The organism is Novosphingobium pokkalii, from assembly GCF_014652855.1.
In the GTDB taxonomy this organism is placed as follows: Bacteria; Pseudomonadota; Alphaproteobacteria; order Sphingomonadales; family Sphingomonadaceae; genus Novosphingobium; species Novosphingobium pokkalii.
This window is the reverse complement of the sequence record NZ_BMZP01000001.1, coordinates 272,319-290,798: the sequence shown is the minus strand read 5'-3', so window position 1 is coordinate 290,798 and position 18,480 is coordinate 272,319. Positions and strand designations below refer to the sequence as shown.

Sequence of the window (18,480 nt, the reverse complement as noted above, 5' to 3'; positions counted from 1 at the left end):
TGTCGGCGGGCCTAGGCACCGCGCGTGATGTGGGCGATGAAATCGCGGTGCGGGCGGGCATCGGCCACGGCGGTGGCAACGGTTTCACGCATGCGGTGCAAGGCCGCGCGGATTTCATCGTCGGTGAAATGGTCCGCCATGGGATCGTGCGCATCCGGCAACCAATCGAACCCGGCGTACATCGACAGCCAGCTCGGATCGAGGAAGCTTTCCCATTCATAGCGCACCAGGCGCCCACGCGCGCGAAACAGGCGCAGCTTGTGGGCCAGCATTTCGGGCACTTCGGCCTCGCGCAGGCGGTCCCAGAACGGTTCGCCCACGCGCCGGTTGCCCAGGTAGTGCAGGATCAGGAAATCGCGGATGCGGGCATATTCCAGGCTGGTGGCGCGGTTGAACTCGTCGGCCAAGGCTGGATCAAACGTGGCATCCGGGAAGAAGTCCGCCAGGCGTTCGATCGCTGTCTGGATCAGGGTGATGCTGGTGGATTCCAGCGGCTCCAGAAAGCCGGCGGCCAGCCCCATGGCCACGCAGTTTCCTGCCCAGAAGCGTTGGCGATGCCCGGCGCCAAAGCGGATCAGGTTGGGTTCGGCCAGCGCCTCCCCCTCCAGCCGCGACAGCAGCTTGGCGGTGGCCTCGTCGTCAGACAGCATGGCGCTCGAATAGACATAGCCATTGCCCACGCGATGTTGCAGCGGAATGCGCCACTGCCATCCGGCCTCGCGCGCGGTGCTGACGGTATAGGGCCAATCGCGCGTGGCGTCAGCAGCGCAGGGGATGGCCACGGCCCGGTCGCACGGCAGCAGGTGGGTCCAGTCGATCCATTCCACGCCCAGCGCCTTGCCCAGCAACAAGGAGCGAAATCCGGTACAGTCGATGAACAGGTCGCCGGCCACCTGGCCGTGCTCCTTGGTGACGAGATGGGCGATATGGCCGCGCTCGCCGTCCAACGCCACGTTGGTGATCACGTCGTCGATATGGCGCACGCCTTGGCCCAATGCACGCGCACGGAGCATGGCGGCAAAGTGGCTGGCATCGAAATGCACCGCCCAATCGAACACCGCGAGGTCATTGACCGGCTTTTCCGGCGGCAGCATGAACGCGCCGCGCCGCGCCATCGCGGTGCACAGGCTATAATCGGCAAGGTCAGTCGGCTCTCCCGCATGGCGCAGCTTGAGCCAGTATTGATGGAACGGCACCCCGCGCGAGGGGACGCCGTAAAGCCCGAAAGGATGGAAGAAGCGCTGCCCCGGCGCGGCCCAGTCCTGGAATTCGATCCCCAGTTTGACCGTGCCGCCCGTGGCGCGCAGCACGTCGATATCATCCACGCCGATCGCGCGGAAATAGTCGCGGATGCCCGGCACCGTGGCTTCGCCCACGCCGACAGTGCCGATCGCGCTCGATTCCACCACGGTGATGCCAACGCCCTGGCGCGCCAGTCGCCCGGCGAAATAGCACGCCGCCATCCAGCCGGCGGTGCCGCCACCAGCGATCACGATCTCGCGAATGGGCTGTGCGCCGCTATGGGCGGGATTGCTCGCGGGCTGGTCGATCATGACAACACCCTTTGCATCAAGCGAAAAGACCCGCCGTCCAGGGGAGGATTGGAACGGCGGGTCAGTCGGGAGGTCGCTAAGGCAGCCTGGCTGTCCTCAGCGCATCAGAACTTCGTACGCGCGCCGATCAGGAAGCGGCGTTCGTAGATGTTGTTGAAGGCCTTCTGGTCGGGGAACGAGAGGTAATACTTCTCGTGCTCGCCGGTCAGGTTGGAGCCCTGCGCATAGATCGTCAGGCGCTTGTTGATGTCATACGACACCGATGCGTCGATATAGTTGGTCGGCGCCTGCATCAGGGTCAGGCCCGTGATGCCGGCGAAGTTGGTCTGTTCCACGCGGGCCGAACGATAGTTCCACGCAACGCGCGCCTGGAGACCATACTTTTCGAACCACAGCGCGGCGTTGACCTGGTGCTTGGAGTTGTCCTGGAACGGCAGCTTGGCCCCGGTCAGGTCGGTGCCGCCAGCGTTGGAGTCCGACAGCGTGTAGTTCAGGTCCACCCCGAAACCACCCAGCGCACCCGGCAGGAAGTCGAAGCCCAGCTTGGCCCCTGCTTCCAGACCCTGGAGATAGCCACCAGTGCCCTGAACCTTGGAATTGATGTTCACCGTGTTGCGCACCACGCCGTCCTGGTCAGGCAAGTCAGACCGCTTGACCGAATCCGTCGCAATGAAGCTCTTGATGTCCATGCGGAAAAGCCCAAAACTGAGCAAGCTGGTACGGTTCAGGTAATACTCGAATGAAAGCTCGTAGTTGGTCGATCGCCATGGATTAAGCATCGGGTTGCCGTTGGAGTTGCCCCCGGAAACGCGGAATATTGGTGGATTGAAGGTAGTGTCGATGGCGTAGTTGAGATCAAGGCCACCACCCCAGTTATCCAAATCCAGCAGCGTCATATTCTTGGAAAATGCTGCGCGCACGCGAAACTTTTCGGTCACATCGAGCGAGGCATTCATCGCAGGAAGCCAGTCGGTGAACGAACGGTGCGTGATGATATCACCCACATCCGGCGCGGGCAGGCCATAGGCTGCCGCCGGGCCAGAGATGTTCTGGCGCACGTTGAACGTGGTGTTGATGACGCGCAGGCCGGCGTTGGCGCGAAATGCCATGCCGCCGATGTCGGTGTTCCAGTTGATCTGCCCATAGGCTGACTTCTGGTGCAGGTTGATCGAGTACGACCGGCCCGGAATGACGAATTCCTTGTTGCCGGGGTAGAAGCTGTTCTGGAACGACACCGCATCGTCCATGGCATGCGGGTCGAGCACGTAGAACGAGCCGACGCCACCCACCGGCACGGTGTACTGCTTGAGGTACTTCGAAATCGTCGCGTCGTTGCCCAAGCGCGTGAGGCCGGCCGTGTAAAAGCCGTTGGCATCGCCGGCAGAACAACTGCTGTTGTTCATCTGGACGTCGAACGCCTTCCACTTCACGTAGCAGCCATTGGGGTCCGAAGCTCCCTGGCCGGCATAGAGCGGGGCGGCACGATCGAAGTAATAGGCTTCCGCGCTGCGCTCACCATAGCGCGCGCCGAAGTCGAACGAGACTTCCGGCGAGAATTCATAGCTGGCGTCGAAACGCGCCACCTTCATGTCGGAATTCGAGCGGTAATTGTTTTCCGACGAGGTGGTCTTGAAGCCATAGGCAGCCGGGTTCGACAGGTTGTTGGCCAGCGCGCTTGGCAGGTTGAAGTTGGGCATGTCGCCGCGATAGTCGATCGTCGCGGGCAGGGTGTTGTAGGTATAGCCCAGCGGGTTGAACGTGCGATCGCCGCCCAGCGCAGCGGGATAATGGCCCACGCCGTTGAACCACTGCTTGCCGTTCGACAGGCTCAACTGGAAATAGCTGTCGTCGAAGTTCTTGTGCGCCTTGCCATAGAGCCCGCGCAGCGTCGCCTTGAATGGCCCGCTGTTGTAGCGCAGTTCGAGGTTCAGGTTGATCGAGTCCGACTTGGTGCGGCCCGTTTCTGAATAACTGTCGAAGTTCTGCAATGTGTAGTTGTACTGATCCACAACGTTGAAGTTGTAGCCATTGATCTTGACGCCGGTATCGCGCGAATGGCCCGGCACAAAGTCCGCAGCCTGCCAGTTCACCGCCTGGAACTGGAAGCCGGCAGTGCGATCGTACTGGGTCTGCTTGGTGTAGAAACCATCGGCAACCAGGTCGAGCTTGTCGTTCAGGTGCGCCTGGAACGAACCATTGAGACCAAAACGCTCGCGCGAGGTGATGCGGTTCCAGCCGGTGTGCGCCTGGGGCGAGAAGTAGACATCGTTGGCATCACCGTCGCCGTTCACGTCGACGCCGACCACCTGGCCGCCGGACAAAACCGTGGTGCCGCGATTGGGATCATCGAAGCGGAAGCCGCCATAGCCGGTGGCGTTGGCAATCGATTCATCGGCCAGGCGGCCACCGTAGTCGCGCTGAATGCCCGAATACGAGTTCGACAGATCGACCTTGGAATAAGACGCCGAAACGAGGAAGCCGACGTCATCGCCGCGCCAGGCGAGCAGCCCGTTGACCGACGGATTCCACTTCTTGGCCTTGTCGCCATACGATCCTTCAACCGCTGCTGCACCCGACAGGCCCTGCTTGAAATCGAACGGGCGGCGGGTCAGCAGGTCGATCGTGCCGCTGATGCCCGAGGCGATCAGGGAAGCGGTGGGCGACTTGATGACGTTCGCGCCGGAGAAGAGCTGCGAGGGAATGTCGGTGAAGTTGGGCTGCGTGGTGGTGATCGAGTTGGCACCGAGATAGGCTTCGCCATTGAGCAGGGTCTGAACCTGGGGCAGGCCGCGCACGTTCACGCCAGCGCCTTCGCCCGCGTCACGGCGTATCTGCACGCCTGGAATGCGCTGCAACGAGTCCGAGATGGTCACGTCGGGCAGCTTGCCGATGTCCTGCGCGGAAATGGCATCGACCACGCTGGCGCTGTTGCGCTTCACGTCGATCGCACGGGCGACCGAGGCGCGAATGCCGGTCACGATGATCGCTTGTTCCGGGGTTCCGGCAGCGCTGTCAGCGGTGGGGTTTTCTGCGGTCTGGGCCGCAGCCAGCGCTGGCATGGTCAGCGCGATGGCAGACGCCGCGTAACTGAGCACGCAAGCGCGGGACGCAAAGGATCGCATCGAAATGTTCCTCTCCTGAAGATCGTAGGTCTAGCTTACGATTAAACAATTTTGTTTTATCTATTTGCCCGTGGATGCGGTTTGCGTCAAACGCTTTCTGAACATTTCTGAAATGAATTGATAAAATCAATTTATCATCAATAGCTTGATGCTGAATGATGGAGCCTTTTCGAACCTGTGCGAGCGCCACCGGATTCGGGATTTGTGCGCCAATATCTTCCTCCCGCTGGCCCTTGATAGGCAAGAAAAAGCCCCCGGAGCGCGTGCTCCGGAGGCTGCTGTGAAGGGCCGATGGGGGGTGTGGATCAGGCCAGCGAGTCGATGATTCCGGCCAACGTCACATCGCGTGTAGAAATGCCCCCCGCGTCATGCGTGGTCAGCCAGATGTCCACCCGGTTGTAGACATTGCTCCATTCCGGATGATGGTCCAGTCGCTCGGCGGCAAAGCCGACTTGCACCATGAAGGCCATGGCTGCGGGGAAATCGGGCTTGACCACCCGGCGATAAAGCGCGGCGCGCGAAGGATCGTGTTCCCATGCAGGCAATGCAGCAAGGGCCTGCGCCAATTCTTCCTGATCGAGCGGAGCAACGGGGGATGGGCTGGCCATGTGTATCCTTATGCAAGCGAGGGCTGACGGGCATAGGCCTGGGTGCCGCGATGCCACACGCGATCGTGCGGCAGCACAGCATCGGGAGCAAGCGCTGGCAACCCCGCCACTTGGGCATAGAGCGGCGCGAAATCGGTGTTGCGGGTCTGGTCCAGCAGATCGGCAAAGCTGTCGATCACGAAGTAGCTCTGCTGGTAGGTGTCGATATGATAGTCGGTGCGCAGCAGCCGCGCGAGATCGAACCCAAGCCGGTTGGGCGAGGGATCATCCAGCGCGAACACGCTTTCCCCGCGTGATGAGACAATCCCCGCGCCGTAGATGCGCAGGCCTTGCGTGGTGCGCACCAGCCCGAATTCCACCGTATACCAATAGAGCCGAGCCAGGTTGGTCAGCGCATCGAAGCCCTGCGCGCGCAAGCCGCCTTCGCCATAGGCCTGCATGTAATCGGCAAAGACCGGATCGGCGAGCAGCGGGACATGGCCGAACACATCATGGAACACGTCCGGTTCCGAAAGATAGTCCAACTGGTCAGGACGGCGGATGAAGCGCCCCGCCACGAAGCGGCGGTTGGCCAGGTGCTCGAAAAACACCGCATCGGGCACCAGGCCGGGCACGGCCACCACTTCCCAACCCGTGGCGCGATGCAGCCGCTCCGACAGCTCGGCAAAATCTGGAATGCCGGGGCGCGACAGGCGCAGGATATCGACCCCGGCCAGGAATTCCGGTGCAGCCCGATCGCGCAGCATGTCGACTTGGCGGGCAAACAGCGTGTCCCACGTCGCGTGGTCGGCCGGGGTGTAACTGGCCCAGTCCTGCGGGACGGTCCAATCGGCGGCTGCGCCGGGCGGCGGCGTGGAGGGATGGTCGCTGGCCATGGCGACACTGTGCGGCAAAGCGGCTGCAATGTCGTTTCAGAATGAGCGTGTAACACGCTCAGGTTGATAGACGTGTTTCAATATTCCCTGGATAGGCGATATACTTTTCGCATCCATTTCGCTGCAATGCGATATTTGCTTCGTGATTCGTGCTACAACCCTTTGCCTGGACCTGTCATGACAACCGCCACGCTCGTTCTCGATCCGCTCGACCGGCGCCTGCTCCAGGCGGTGCAGCGCCAGGCCGATCTCAGCCACGCCGCCCTGGCCGAGGCGGTGGGCACGTCGCCGGCATCGTGCTGGCGCCGGCTCAAGGCGCTGGAGGATGCCGGCGTGCTCGGCCCCGCTGTGCGCCTGCTCGATCCGGCTGCGCTCGGCCTGGCGCTCGATGCGGTCTGCCAAGTGCGCATGAAGGCGCACGATGCCCAGGCGCGGGGCAGCTTCGAACAGTTCGTGATGGATCGCGACGAAGTGCTCGAATGCCTCTCGATGTCGGGCGAATGGGATTACCAGTTGCGCATCGTGGTGCGCGACATGGCGCAATACGAACACTTCCTGATGCACGCGCTGTTGCGCCATCCGGCTGTAGCCACGTCCGCCTCGCACTTCGCGCTCAAGCGGATCAAGGCCACCACGCAATTGCCGGTGTGAGCGCGCGTCAGCCGCCGTGGCTGCCGATCACGCCATAAAGCTCGGGGCGGCGGTCGCGGAACAGGCCCCAACTCGCGCGTTGCGGGGCGATTTCATCGAGATCGAACGTGGCGGTGATCACCGCTTCCTCCTCGCGTCCGGCCTGGGCGACCACGGCGCCGAACTGGTCGGCGATGAATGACGAGCCATAGAACATGATGTCGCCATCCTCGTTGCGTTCAAAGCCCACGCGGTTGGCGGCGATCACCGGCACCATGTTGGCCCCGGCATGCCCTTGCATCACGCGCTGCCAGTGGGGCTGGCTGTCATAGCCGGGAAAGGCCGGCTCGCTGCCGATCGCGGTGGGATAAAGGATCAGTTCGGCCCCTTGCAGCGCCAGCGCGCGGGCGCATTCGGGAAACCACTGATCCCAGCAGATGCCGGCGCCGATCCGGCCAAACGCGGTGTCCCAGGTCTGGAAGCCGGTGTCGCCGGGCGCGAAAAAGTATTTCTCGCGATAGCCCGGCCCCTGCGGAATGTGGCTCTTGCGATAGAGGCCCAGCTCCGAACCGTCGGCGTCGATCATCGCCAGGGAATTGAAATGGGTCGATCCCACCTGCTCGAAAAAGCTGATCGGCAGCACCACGCCCAGCTCCGCCGCCAGATCGGCAAAGCGCGCGATCACCGGATGCCCGCCCCAGGGGCGGCCCAGCGCAAAGTGGCCGGGGCGCTCGTCGGCGCAGAAATAGGGCGTCTCGAACAGTTCCTGCAACAGGATGACTTGCGCGCCACGGGCCGCCGCCTCGCGCACCAGGCTTTCGGCACGGTCCAGGTTGGCGGCAAGATCCCAGGTGCAGGCAAACTGGGTGGCGGCAACGGTCACGGGGCGCATGGGCGTGCTCCTCAAGCGGTAAAGTGGGGCGCGGGCTGGTGCTGGGTGATGCAATGGATCGACCCGCCGCCATAGGGCAGCGCGGGCAAGGGCAATTGCACCACCTCGCGGTCTGGGAAGGCGGCTACCACCGCAGCACGCGCGGCGGCATCCTGCGGCACGCCATGGCCGGGCATGATCACTGCGCCATTGGCGATATAGAAGTTCACATAGGATGGCTGGTGCCGCGCGTCGGCCGGGTCGATCACCGGCGCGGCCGGCAGGTCCACGATGGTGAAGGTGCGTCCCTTGGTATCGCGCTGGGCCAGCAGGGCGGCGCGATTGGCTGCCAGCGTCCGCGCACGCGGACCTTGCGCGGTTGCGGGGTCTTCCATCATCACCACGCCCGGTCGCACGATTGCGGCCAGGCAATCGACATGGCCATCGGTTTCCACTTCGCCGGCATCGCCGGGCAGCCAGACCACGGTTTGTGCCCCCAGCGCGGCGCAGAGTTCCGCCTCCACCTGCGCGCGGGTTAGCCCCAGATTGCGATTGGCATGAAGCAGGCAGCTTTCGGTGGTGATAACCGTGCCTTCCCCGTCAGAGAGGATCGCGCCGCCTTCGGCCGTCAACGGGCAGGTGACCAGCGGCAGGCCGAGATGCTCCGCCAGGTGCCGCTTGAGCGCGGCATCGGCGGCATAGGGATGGTATTTATGCCCCCAGGCGTTGAACGCCCAGTTGACCACGGCCAGGCCGCCCTTGGTGCCGCGCACGAACGTCGGCCCGGAATCGCGCATCCAGCTATCGTCGATCGGCGCCACGAACGGGGTGACATCGGGGCCGCACTGGGCGCGCACAGCGGCTTCATCCTGCGCGCGGCAGACCATGATGACCGGTTCGTGCCGGGCGATGGTCCGCGCCACCAGGGCGAAATCGGCCTGCGCGGCAGCCAGCCGGTGGCGCCACAGCTCGGTCCGAACCGGCCAGGCCATCCAGCATGCGGAATGCGGCTCGGTTTCCGCTGGCATGAGGAATTTTTGCGCAAGGTAGGGCGACAGGTCCAGTCGCATGGGGTTGCTCGCTTGCTGATGCTGGATGCCGTGGCGGTATCGCCCTGGCAACACGGATCATGGCGCAAGCGCGGCAACCTGCCAAACGCGGTCTTTTCACGCTTTCGATGAAAAGCCTTCACCCCAACTCAAGCGGCAAAGCGCGCAATCGCTGCCAGTCCGGCCTCGTCGAGGCCACGCTGGTGCAGTTCGCCGATCAGCAGGCCATCGGGAGTCCTGCCGGCGCGGGTGGCGCAGGCAAAGCGGCGCACCGCTTCCAGGCGCGGGTCGGCGAGCGGCACCGGGGCGTTGTCGCCGAACAGGCGGGTCATCCAGCGCTGCATGCGCGTCTTGGCATGGTCGGGAACGGCGGGCGCGCGGCAGCCGATGGTTTCGGCATCGTGGGCGCCGACATGGGCCGCCAGCCAATCCTGGCGGGAGAGGGAGGGAGCAGGCAACATGGCAAAATCTCCTTCACGAACAGCGGGAAACGGACCGGGTGGATCAATCCGCCAGCGCGGTGGAAACGGTGGCGCCCTGGGTCAGCGTCTTGTGCACCGGGCAGCGATTGGCGATCGCCAGCAATTCGGCACGGATCGCCGGGTCCAGCGTGGGATCGAGGGTGATCACGCGGTCGAATTGGTCGGGCGGAGTTTGCCCGGCGGCGCGGGCATGGCGCACGTGGGTCTGCACTTCGCCGATCTCCCAACCCTTGCGCCCGGCGTAGAAGCGCAGCGTCATCGTGGTGCAGGTGGCCAGGGCCGCGCAAAGCAGGTCATAGGGCGTCGGGCCAGTGCCCAGCCCGCCGAGCGCCACCGGTTCGTCGGCCAGGATATCGTCCTCATTCTCCCGCCCGCCGATCGCCAGGCGGGACTGGAACGTGCCGGCCCCGGTGCTGGTGGCGCTGGCATGGGGCAGATGGGCGGGGGCGGGAGCAGTGTCGGTCATGGCCTTGAACCTTTCAGGGCATCGGCGGGCGCGGGCGGAAAGGCAGGGGAGGGCGGCTGCTGCGCCGTGCAGCCGCCCTTGGCAGGTGGGGTCAGAGCGTATCGACCAGCACGATTTCGCTGTCTTCCAGCGCAGTGATGGTGATCGTGTCCAGATCGGCAATGGCCAGGCCATCGCGGGCATTGGCTTCCACGCCATTGACGGCGACCTTGCCGGTAGCCGGCACCAGGTAGCCCTTGCGTTCGGCCCCCAGCACATAGTCCACGCACTGCCCGGCGTGCAGCGTCGCCGCCACCAGGCGCGCTTCGGTGCGGATCGGCAGGGCGTCCTTGTCCTGCGCATAGCCGCTGGCCAGCACGACCAGTTCACCAGCGCGTTCCGCCTTGGGGAACTGGCGGGCGCCCCAGCTCGGCTGTTCGCCGCTGCGGGTGGGCATGATCCAGATCTGGAAGATGCGGGTGGTTTCATCCTCCAGGTTGTATTCGGCATGGGTGATCCCGGTGCCGGCGCTCATCACCTGCACGTCGCCAGCGGCGGTGCGGCCCTGGTTGCCCAGGTTGTCGCGGTGGGTGATCGCGCCTTCCCGCACATAAGTGATGATTTCCATGTCGCGGTGGGGGTGCGGGGGAAAACCGCTCTTGGCTGCGATGGTATCATCGTTCCACACGCGCAGGTTGCCCCACGCCATGCGGGCCGGATCATAGTAGTCGGCAAACGAGAAGTGATGGGCAGCGTCCAGCCAGCCGTGGTTGGCGCGGCCGATGCCAGAAAAGGGGCGCAGTTCGATCATGGCTTGTCTCCGATCGCTGGCGGCCTTCCGGGCCGCTCAGCTCTTGGGGCCAATCTAGGCATTCTCGCTTGCAAAGAAATGGCAATGATGGAAAATCATCGGTGAAGGAAATTGCATAATGTCTTTGCCCGATCTGGAAGCCTGGGCGATCTTCGCCAAAGTGGTGGACACTGGCTCATTTGCCGCTGCGGCCGATGCGCTGGGCCTGTCCAAGCCCACGGTGTCCAAGGCGATCACCCGGCTGGAGGCCCGGCTGGGCGTGCCCCTGCTGCATCGCACCAGCCGCCGCCTGGCCTTGACCGAAAGCGGGAGAGGCGTGCTCGACCGGGCGCGCCGCATCCTCGCCGATGGCGAAGCGGCAGAAGCGCAGGCCGGGGCCGAAGGCGACGTGCCGCGCGGGCTGGTGCGCCTGGCGGTGCCGATGGGCTTCGGCCTGCGCCATGTCGCGCCGCTGCTGCCGCAATTCTTGGCCGAATATCCCCACGTCGGGCTCGATCTCGATCTGTCGGATGCGCGCGTCGACGTGGTCGGCGGCGGGCATGACGTAGTGCTGCGCATCGCCGGGCTGGACGACAGTTCGCTGCGCGCCCGCCGCCTGTGCACCGTGCGCCGCCCGCTCGTGGCCGCGCCCGCCTATCTCGCCGCGCATGGCACACCCAGCCATCCGCGCGAATTGTCCCGCCATGCCGGGCTGCTCTACACCAATCTCGATGCGCCCGATGTCTGGCGGTTCCACCACGCGGTGGAGGGGGATTACGTCGTCACCGTCAAGGGCCGCCTGGGCGCCAACAACGCCGATGCCCTGGCGCCGGCCTTGCTGGCGGGGCAGGGACTGGCACTCCAACCCGATTTCATGGTGTGGGAAGACCTTGCCGCCGGCCGCCTGGTGGAAGTCATGCCGGAATGGCGATTGCCCGATATTGCGCTCCACCTCGTCACGCCGCCCGGCAGCCAGCGTCCGGCGCGGGTGCGCGTGCTGATCGACTTTCTGGCGCGGCACCTGTCGCGCGCACCCTGGTCTTTGGCTCAGGTCGCCGCTGCCCAGTGAAGGATCGCGGCGGTCAGTGCTTCGGCCGCCAGATTGTGCCCGCCGGGGCCGATCACGGCAAACTCGATCGCCGGCAGTTCGGGCAGCACGCCGTGCGGGCGCAGCGGGGCCATTCCTTGCGGCACCAGGCGCAGCGAGTGGGGCATCACGCCAAGCCCGGCCCTTGCCGCCGCTGTCAGCCCGCTCAGCGAGCCGCTGGTAAAGGCTACGCGCCACGGCACCCTGGCGCGATCGAGCGTGTCGAGCGCCAGCGCGCGCGTCACGCTCGGTGGGGGATAGAGCAGCAGCGGCACGGCATCGCCATCCTCATGGCGGAAATCGTGCGCCGCCACCCAGCCGACCGTCTCGCGCCAGGCGGTCACCCCGCGTCGCTCGCCGGAGCGTTTCTTGACGAACATGATGTCCAGCCCACCGGCTTCGAACCGGTCATAGAGCGTCTCGCTCAGGGCCACGGTCAGGGCCACGTCGACATCGGGATGGCGGCGGGAAAACTGCGAGAGCACGTCGGGCAGGGCCGACAGCACGAAATCCTCGCAGGCGCCAAAGCGCAACTGCCCGCGCAGGCGCAGGCCGGAGAGATGCGCGTCCATGCGGCCATGCGCCTCCAGCACGCGCCGCGCGTGGTCCAGGAACGCCTGCCCTTCGGCCGAGAGCGCCACGCGGTGCGTGTCCCGCGCCAGCAGGCGCCGCCCGGCGAGGTCTTCCAGGCGGCGGATCTGCTGGCTCACGGTCGATTGCCGCGTGCCGAGCACGCGCGCCGCTCCGGTGAAGCTGCCGCATTCCGCCACGGTGACGAAGGCGCGCAAGAGGTCTGGCCCGATCATCGCGCCATCATGCCACAGCGCAAGCGGCTATCAAGGGTGTGAATGACTGTTATCGTCATGATCATGATTGTGCATGGCCGTGGCACAGCGTACCTGCCCAGCACACGTTTTCGGCAAGGACCATGCCATGGGCAAGCTGCGCACCCTGATCGACCCCTATTTGCTGCTGCTGATCGGCACGATCGGCCTGGCGGCGCTGTTTCCCGCCCATGGCAGCGGCGTGGCAGTGGCCGATGCGGCGGTCACGGTCGCGGTCGCGCTGTTGTTCTTCCTCTATGGCGCGCGGCTGGCACCCCAGGCGATCTGGCAGGGGATGGCGCATTGGCGCCTGCAATTGCTGGTGTTCCTCAGCACCTTCCTGCTGTTTCCGCTGATCGGCCTGGCCGTGGTCCACACCATCGGCGGCTTCGTCGCGCCCGATATCGCGGTCGGCCTGCTGTTCCTCTGCGTGCTGCCGTCCACGGTGCAATCGTCGATCGCCTTCACCTCGATCGCGCGGGGCAATGTGCCCGCCGCGCTGTGCAGCGCGTCGCTGTCCAACCTCGTCGGCGTCGCGCTCACCCCGGTGCTTACCGCGCTGCTGCTGCCCACTTCGGCCAGCGGCGGCTTTTCGCCCCATGCGCTGGAAAGCATCGCGATGCAGATCCTGCTGCCCTTTGCGGCGGGCCAGGTGGCGCGGCCGTTCATCGGCAACTGGTTGGCACGCTACAAGAAAATGGTCGGCTACGTCGATCGCGGCTCGATCCTGCTGGTGGTCTATGCCGCGTTCAGTGCGGGCATGGTGGCCGGGGTGTGGACCCGCCTGGCGCCGATCGACCTGCTGATCGTGCTGGTGCTCAACCTGGTGATCCTGGCTCTCGTGATCGCGGCGACCACTTTTGCCAGCCGCAAGCTGGGCTTTTCTACCGAGGACGAGATCACCATCGTGTTCTGCGGGTCGAAGAAAAGCATGGCCAGCGGCATTCCCATGGCCACGATCCTGTTTGCCGGCCACGCGGTCAGCCTGATCGTCCTGCCGCTGATGCTGTTCCACCAGGCGCAGTTGTTCGTCTGCGCCACGCTGGCGCGGCGCTATGCCGCCCGCCCGGAAGCCTGATCCGCACCAGCGCCGTCGCAGGGGTCCAGCACCAGCAACAGCCGGCGCTGCCCCGTGCCGGCAATTGGCGGAGAGCGATGCAGCACGGCCGGCTCGGCCACCGCCAGCCGCCCCTTGAACAGCCCGACCTGGCCCGGCTGCATCTGTCCGATCGGCGCCTCGGCGCCGCCGGGGGCCAGTGTCCATTGCGTGCCGGGGCCAACCAGCGGCATGATCAGCCGCACGCTCACATAATCCATGTGAAACCGGCGGCAGGCATCGGTATCCACCACGTCGAGCCGCAGGCGCAGGCGTGGACTGTCGGTCAGCGCCGCAAACCCGCGCATCTGCCGCGCGATTTCCACTGCCAGCGCCACGGTCGCCGGCGCTGCGGCAAAACCGGCGGCACGCAGGCGCTCGCCCAGGTCCTGGGTGCGAAACGGCGCCTCGATCCAATCGTCGATGTCGTCAATTTCCCCCAGGTCCACGCCATCGAGCCAGGCGAGCGCCAGCGGGCGCGGGCGTTGCCATAGCGCGAGTTGCACGGTTGGCTGGTGAATGCGCGCCAGCACGGCCTGGCAGGGCGCAGCGGCAATGGCCGGATGCGGCGGCACGACTTTGTCAGGGCTGGCAGGTGCGTTGGTCAAAAGCATCGTGGCTCGCTTTGATCGATTTGATGTAACGTTGCAACATATCATCCGACGCGATCCGCCGCCTGTCAAGTGCCCCGCAACTTTACGCAATCCTTATGCCCACCGCCCACCGCGCCGTGGAACCTTAACGGCCATCGGGACCACATCGGCGCCGTGTCACAGCCAAGGAGCTGATCATGAACTATCGATCTGTGGGGTCGCGCGGACGCGATTGGGGGCTGCGCCTCGCAGGCCTGGCCGCGCTGGTTACGGTGCCGTTGCTGGCGCGCGGCCTGTCGCATGTGGAGCATGCCGAGCATGGCCATCCCGGCCCGCTGGCGCTGCTGGTGGCGTTGCTGCTGGTGGCCGCGCTGTGGGCGGGTCTTGGCCTGGGCTTGGGTGGCGCGGGCTTGTTCCGCCTGCAACCGCGCCCGCCCCGCGCCTGGCTCCCGCTTTCGCACCAGGAAACGGTGCAGAAGGATCGCGCCCAATGACCGATCTTGTCTGGCTGGCGATCCTTGCCGGCCTGTTTGGCATCACGCTCGCCGCCGTCGCGCTTTGCGACAAGGCCTGAGGAACCCTTCCGATGACCATCTCCGAAACGCTCGCCGCGCTCGTCGCGGCGGGCCTGCTTGTCTATCTCGTGGCCGTGCTTCTGCGGCCCGAACGCTTCTGACGGGGGCCAAGCCATGACATCCGCCACCCTGGTTTCGGGCTTTGGCCTGATCCTCGTCTTTACCGCGCTTGTCGCGCTGCTGGCCAAGCCCTTCGGGCTTTGGCTCTTTGCCATCTATGAGGGGCGCCAGACCCCGCTGCACCGCGTGCTTGGCCCGGTGGAGCGTGGCTTTTATCGCCTCGCCGGCGTCAACCCGGATCAGGAGCAGAACTGGCGGCAATATGCGCTGCACCTGATGCTGTTCCAGGTGGCTACGGTGGTCTTCACCTATGCCATCCTGCGGCTCCAGGGCGTCTTGCCGATGAACCCGCGCGGGTTGCCCGGCATTTCGCCCGATGGCGCGATGAACACCGCGATTGCTTTCGTCACCAACACCAACTGGCAGTGGTATGCCGGTGAAACGGTGCTGTCGAACCTGTCGCAGATGGTCGGCCTGACCCTCCACAACTTCCTTTCGGCCGCCACCGGCATCGCCGTGGCTTTTGCCCTGTTCCGTGGCTTTGCCCGCGCGCAGACCAGCAACCTGGGCAACTTCTGGGCCGATTGCACCCGCATCACGCTCTATGTGCTGCTGCCCGCCTGCGTGGTCTATGCCCTTTATCTGGTCGCCAGTGGCGTGCCGCAGACTTTTGCCAGCCTGGTCAATGCCACCACGCTGGAAGGCGCGCACCAAGCCATCGTGGTCGGCCCGGTCGCGTCGCAGGAAGCGATCAAGATGCTCGGCACCAACGGTGGCGGGTTCTTCAACGCCAACTCCGCCCATCCGTTCGAAAATCCCACGGCGCTGGTCGATTTCGTCCAGATGCTGTCGATCTTCGCGCTGGGTGCGGGCCTGACCTACACGTTCGGCAAGGCCGTGGGCAACACGCGCCAGGGCTGGGCTATTCTCTGGGCCATGCTGCTGCTGTTCGTGGCCGGTGCATCGATCGTGTGGTGGCGTGAAGCCGCCGGCAACCCGATGCTGCACCACCTGGGCGTGATGGGCGCCAACATGGAAGGCAAGGAAGTGCGCTTTGGCGCGGCGGCCAGCGCCTTGTTCGCCACCGTCACCACGGCCGCTTCCTGCGGCGCGGTCAACGCCATGCATGACAGCTTCACCGCGCTGGGCGGCATGATCCCGCTGTTCAACATGCAACTGGGCGAGATCGTCATCGGCGGCGTCGGTTCGGGCATCTATGGCTTCCTGCTGTTTGCCGTGCTGGCGGTGTTCCTGGCGGGCCTGATGGTGGGTCGCACGCCCGAATACGTGGGCAAGAAGATCGAGGCGCGCGAAGTGAAGCTGGCCGTGCTGGCCATCGTCATCCTGCCGCTGTGCATCCTGGGGTTGACGGCCGTGGCCGTGGTCCTGCCCGCCGGCCTTGCCGGGCCGCTGGCCAAGGGGCCGCATGGCTTCTCGGAAATCCTCTATGCCTTCACCTCGGCCACGGCCAACAACGGGTCGGCCTTTGCCGGGCTCACCGCCGGCACGCCGTTCTACAACGGCCTGCTGGGCGTGGCGATGTGGCTCGGCCGCTTCCTGGTCGTGATCCCGGTGCTGGCGATTGCGGGCAGCCTGGCTGCGCGCAAGCAGACCCCGGCCGGTCCCGGCTCGTTCCCCACCACCGGTGGCCTTTGGATCGGCCTGCTGGTCGCCACGATCCTGATCGTGGGTGGCCTCACCTTCCTGCCGTCGCTGGCGCTTGGCCCGGTGGCCGATCATCTGACCGGCGCTGCCAATCTGCTCTACTGACTCTGCTCTATTGAGGATACCTGACGTGTCCCAACCTACCTCGATGTTCTCCGCCGAACTGGTCGTTCCGGCCCTGGGTGGCTCGCTGCGCAAGCTGCATCCGGCCCAACTGGTGCGCAATCCGGTGCTGTTCACCACGGCCGTGGTGGCACTCCTGCTCACCGTGCTGCTCTTCGTGGGCCAGACCGGCCTGTCGCTCGGCTTCCAGATCCAGTTGATCGTGTGGCTGTGGCTTACGGTGCTGTTCGGCACTTTTGCCGAAAGCCTGGCCGAAGGGCGCGGCCGCGCCCAGGCCGCTTCGCTGCGCGCCACGCGGTCAGACCTGGTCGCCCGCCTGCCCGATGGCAGCAAGGTCTCTGCCGCCACGCTGCAAAAGGGTGCGGTGGTGATGGTTGCCGCTGGCGAACTGATCCCGGCCGACGGCGAAGTGATCGCCGGCGTCGCCTCGGTCAACGAAGCGGCCATCACCGGCGAAAGCGCGCCGGTGATCCGCGAGGCGGGTGGTGACCGCAGCGCCGTCACCGCCGGCACCCGCGTGCTGTCTGACGAGATCACCGTGCGCGTGACGCAGGAAGCCGGGCAGGGCTTTCTCGACCGCATGATCGCGCTGGTCGAAGGCGCGCAGCGCCAGAAGACGCCCAACGAGATCGCCCTGACGATCCTGCTGGTCGGCCTGACGATAATCTTCCTGATCGCGGTTGCCACGATCCCGGCCTTTGCCCGCTATGCCGGTGGACAGATCCCCGTCGCCGTGCTTGCCGCGCTGCTGATCACGCTGATCCCCACGACCATTGCCGCGCTGCTTTCGGCTATCGGCATTGCCGGGATGGACCGCCTGGTGCAGTTCAACGTGCTCGCCAAGTCGGGCCGCGCGGTGGAAGCGGCGGGCGATATCGACGTGCTGCTGCTCGACAAGACCGGCACGATCACCGTGGGCGATCGCCAGGCCAGCCAGTTCCTGCCGCTCAACGGCACTTCGCCGGTCACGCTGGCCCGCGCTGCGCTGGTCGCCAGCCTGGCCGACGAGACGCCCGAAGGCCGCTCGATCGTGCGCCTGGCGCAGGAAGCCCATGGCCTTGAAGCGCCAGAAGTGCCGGCCGGGGCCGAGGTCATCCCGTTCACCGCGCAGACGCGCATCTCCGGGCTGGACAACGCCGGCCATGTCGTGACCAAGGGCGCGGTCGACGCGATCCTGCGCAGCGTGCCCGAAGCCGCGCGCGGCACCGCCGCCACTGAGTTGCGCCGCATTGCCGAAGACGTTGCGCGCCAGGGGCAGACGCCGCTGGCCGTGGCCGAAAACGGGGTGCTGCTGGGCATCGTCGCGCTCAAGGATGTGATCAAGGCCGGGGTGCGCGATCGCTTTGCCGAACTGCGCAAGATGGGCATCCGCACGGTGATGATCACCGGGGACAACCCGCTCACCGCCGCCGCAATCGCCGCTGAATCCGGGGTGGATGATTTCCTGGCCGAAGCCACGCCGGAAGACAAGCTGGCGCTGATCCGGCGCGAGCAGCAGGGCGGCCGCCTGGTGGCCATGTGCGGCGATGGCACCAACGACGCGCCCGCTCTGGCTCAGGCGGACGTGGGCGTGGCGATGAACACCGGCACCCAGGCCGCGCGCGAAGCCGGCAACATGGTGGACCTGGACAGCGACCCGACCAAGCTGATCGAGATCGTGGGCCTGGGCAAGCAGTTGCTGATGACGCGCGGCGCGCTCACCACGTTCTCGGTGGCCAATGACGTCGCCAAGTATTTCGCCATCATCCCGGCGATGTTCCTGGTGCTCTATCCGCAGCTTTCGGTGCTCAACGTCATGCACCTGGCCACGCCGCAAAGCGCGATCCTGTCGGCGATCATGTTCAACGCGCTGATCATCCCGGCGCTGGTGCCGCTGGCGCTCAAGGGCGTGCGCTATCGCCCGGTGGGGGCAGGGCAACTGCTCGCCCGCAACCTCGCGATCTTCGGCATGGGCGGGCTGATCGCGCCATTCGTCGGGATCAAGGCGATCGACCTTGTCGTCGCCGCGCTGCATCTTGCCTGAGGAAACTGG

General features: G+C 65.5%; 19 protein-coding genes. 7 read left to right on the top strand and 12 right to left on the bottom strand.

Features of this window, described 5'->3' with window-relative positions:
• Nucleotides 1–11 precede the first annotated feature (11 nt).
• The 5 genes from IE191_RS01350 to phhA form a co-directional block, all read right to left on the bottom strand.
• Nucleotides 12–1,553 carry a tryptophan halogenase family protein gene (locus IE191_RS01350; RefSeq protein WP_191322537.1) on the bottom strand — a complete coding sequence of 514 codons (1,542 nt, stop codon included), beginning with the start codon at nt 1,551–1,553 and terminating at the stop codon, nt 12–14.
• Nucleotides 1,554–1,657: 104 nt separating this feature from the next.
• Nucleotides 1,658–4,612 (bottom strand): TonB-dependent receptor, encoded by a 2,955-nt coding sequence (locus IE191_RS01345; RefSeq protein WP_229815017.1) that lies wholly within the window; start codon nt 4,610–4,612, stop codon nt 1,658–1,660.
• On the bottom strand, nt 4,566–4,919 hold the full coding sequence (locus tag IE191_RS01340) for a hypothetical protein (protein ID WP_191322535.1): 354 nt from the start codon (nt 4,917–4,919) through the stop codon (nt 4,566–4,568). The genes IE191_RS01345 and IE191_RS01340 overlap by 47 nt, the downstream gene beginning before the upstream one ends.
• Nucleotides 4,920–4,980: 61 nt before the next feature.
• The gene (locus IE191_RS01335) at nt 4,981–5,283 is read right to left on the bottom strand and encodes a 4a-hydroxytetrahydrobiopterin dehydratase (RefSeq protein ID WP_191322534.1); all 303 of its coding nucleotides are present in this window, start codon (nt 5,281–5,283) and stop codon (nt 4,981–4,983) included.
• A gap of 8 nt (nt 5,284–5,291) precedes the next feature.
• Nucleotides 5,292–6,158, bottom strand: coding sequence for a phenylalanine 4-monooxygenase (gene phhA, locus IE191_RS01330; RefSeq protein ID WP_191322533.1), 867 nt, complete (start codon nt 6,156–6,158; stop codon nt 5,292–5,294).
• Between the two features lie 177 nt (nt 6,159–6,335).
• On the opposite strand from phhA, the gene IE191_RS01325 reads away from it, so the two are divergent.
• Nucleotides 6,336–6,809, top strand: coding sequence for an Lrp/AsnC family transcriptional regulator (locus IE191_RS01325; protein WP_191322532.1), 474 nt, complete (start codon nt 6,336–6,338; stop codon nt 6,807–6,809).
• 7 nt (nt 6,810–6,816) lie between these two features.
• Here IE191_RS01325 and aguB read toward each other — a convergent pair whose 3' ends face one another.
• The 5 genes from aguB to IE191_RS01300 form a co-directional block, all read right to left on the bottom strand.
• Complete coding sequence (gene aguB, locus IE191_RS01320) at nt 6,817–7,680, bottom strand: N-carbamoylputrescine amidase (protein WP_191322531.1); 864 nt, start codon at nt 7,678–7,680, stop codon at nt 6,817–6,819.
• An 11-nt stretch (nt 7,681–7,691) separates the two neighbouring features.
• Nucleotides 7,692–8,651: an agmatine deiminase family protein gene (locus tag IE191_RS01315; RefSeq protein ID WP_229815016.1), complete on the bottom strand. Its 960-nt coding sequence runs from the start codon at nt 8,649–8,651 to the stop codon at nt 7,692–7,694.
• 206 nt (nt 8,652–8,857) lie between these two features.
• Nucleotides 8,858–9,169: a hypothetical protein gene (locus IE191_RS01310; RefSeq protein ID WP_191322529.1), complete on the bottom strand. Its 312-nt coding sequence runs from the start codon at nt 9,167–9,169 to the stop codon at nt 8,858–8,860.
• A gap of 43 nt (nt 9,170–9,212) precedes the next feature.
• Complete coding sequence (locus tag IE191_RS01305; protein WP_191322528.1) at nt 9,213–9,656, bottom strand: OsmC family protein; 444 nt, start codon at nt 9,654–9,656, stop codon at nt 9,213–9,215.
• Between the two features lie 91 nt (nt 9,657–9,747).
• Entirely contained in the window at nt 9,748–10,446 is a 699-nt protein-coding gene (locus IE191_RS01300; protein WP_191322527.1) for a pirin family protein, read from the bottom strand.
• Nucleotides 10,447–10,564: 118 nt separating this feature from the next.
• Between IE191_RS01300 and IE191_RS01295 the strand changes: the two genes are divergently transcribed.
• The gene (locus IE191_RS01295; protein ID WP_191322526.1) at nt 10,565–11,494 is read left to right on the top strand and encodes a LysR family transcriptional regulator; all 930 of its coding nucleotides are present in this window, start codon (nt 10,565–10,567) and stop codon (nt 11,492–11,494) included.
• On the opposite strand, the gene IE191_RS01290 is transcribed toward IE191_RS01295, so the two are convergent.
• Nucleotides 11,473–12,318, bottom strand: a complete 846-nt coding sequence (locus IE191_RS01290) for a LysR substrate-binding domain-containing protein (RefSeq protein WP_191322525.1) — start codon at nt 12,316–12,318, stop codon at nt 11,473–11,475. The genes IE191_RS01295 and IE191_RS01290 overlap by 22 nt on opposite strands.
• 127 nt (nt 12,319–12,445) lie before the next feature.
• Between IE191_RS01290 and IE191_RS01285 the strand changes: the two genes are divergently transcribed.
• Entirely contained in the window at nt 12,446–13,414 is a 969-nt protein-coding gene (locus IE191_RS01285) for a bile acid:sodium symporter family protein (protein ID WP_191322524.1), read from the top strand.
• Here the strand turns inward: IE191_RS01285 and IE191_RS01280 are convergent.
• On the bottom strand, nt 13,390–14,046 hold the full coding sequence (locus tag IE191_RS01280; RefSeq protein ID WP_191322523.1) for a DUF1826 domain-containing protein: 657 nt from the start codon (nt 14,044–14,046) through the stop codon (nt 13,390–13,392). The two genes, IE191_RS01285 and IE191_RS01280, sit on opposite strands and share 25 nt — an antisense overlap.
• Nucleotides 14,047–14,222: 176 nt before the next feature.
• On the opposite strand from IE191_RS01280, the gene IE191_RS01275 reads away from it, so the two are divergent.
• The 4 genes from IE191_RS01275 to kdpB all read left to right on the top strand — a co-directional run bounded on the left by IE191_RS01275 (nt 14,223) and on the right by kdpB (nt 18,471).
• Nucleotides 14,223–14,519: a hypothetical protein gene (locus IE191_RS01275; protein WP_191322522.1), complete on the top strand. Its 297-nt coding sequence runs from the start codon at nt 14,223–14,225 to the stop codon at nt 14,517–14,519.
• A 92-nt stretch (nt 14,520–14,611) separates the two neighbouring features.
• Nucleotides 14,612–14,701: a K(+)-transporting ATPase subunit F gene (kdpF, locus tag IE191_RS01270; RefSeq protein WP_168555055.1), complete on the top strand. Its 90-nt coding sequence runs from the start codon at nt 14,612–14,614 to the stop codon at nt 14,699–14,701.
• A gap of 13 nt (nt 14,702–14,714) precedes the next feature.
• Nucleotides 14,715–16,430 carry a potassium-transporting ATPase subunit KdpA gene (kdpA, locus tag IE191_RS01265; protein WP_191322521.1) on the top strand — a complete coding sequence of 572 codons (1,716 nt, stop codon included), beginning with the start codon at nt 14,715–14,717 and terminating at the stop codon, nt 16,428–16,430.
• Between the two features lie 43 nt (nt 16,431–16,473).
• Entirely contained in the window at nt 16,474–18,471 is a 1,998-nt protein-coding gene (gene kdpB / locus IE191_RS01260) for a potassium-transporting ATPase subunit KdpB (protein ID WP_191322683.1), read from the top strand.
• Nucleotides 18,472–18,480: the final 9 nt, after the last annotated feature.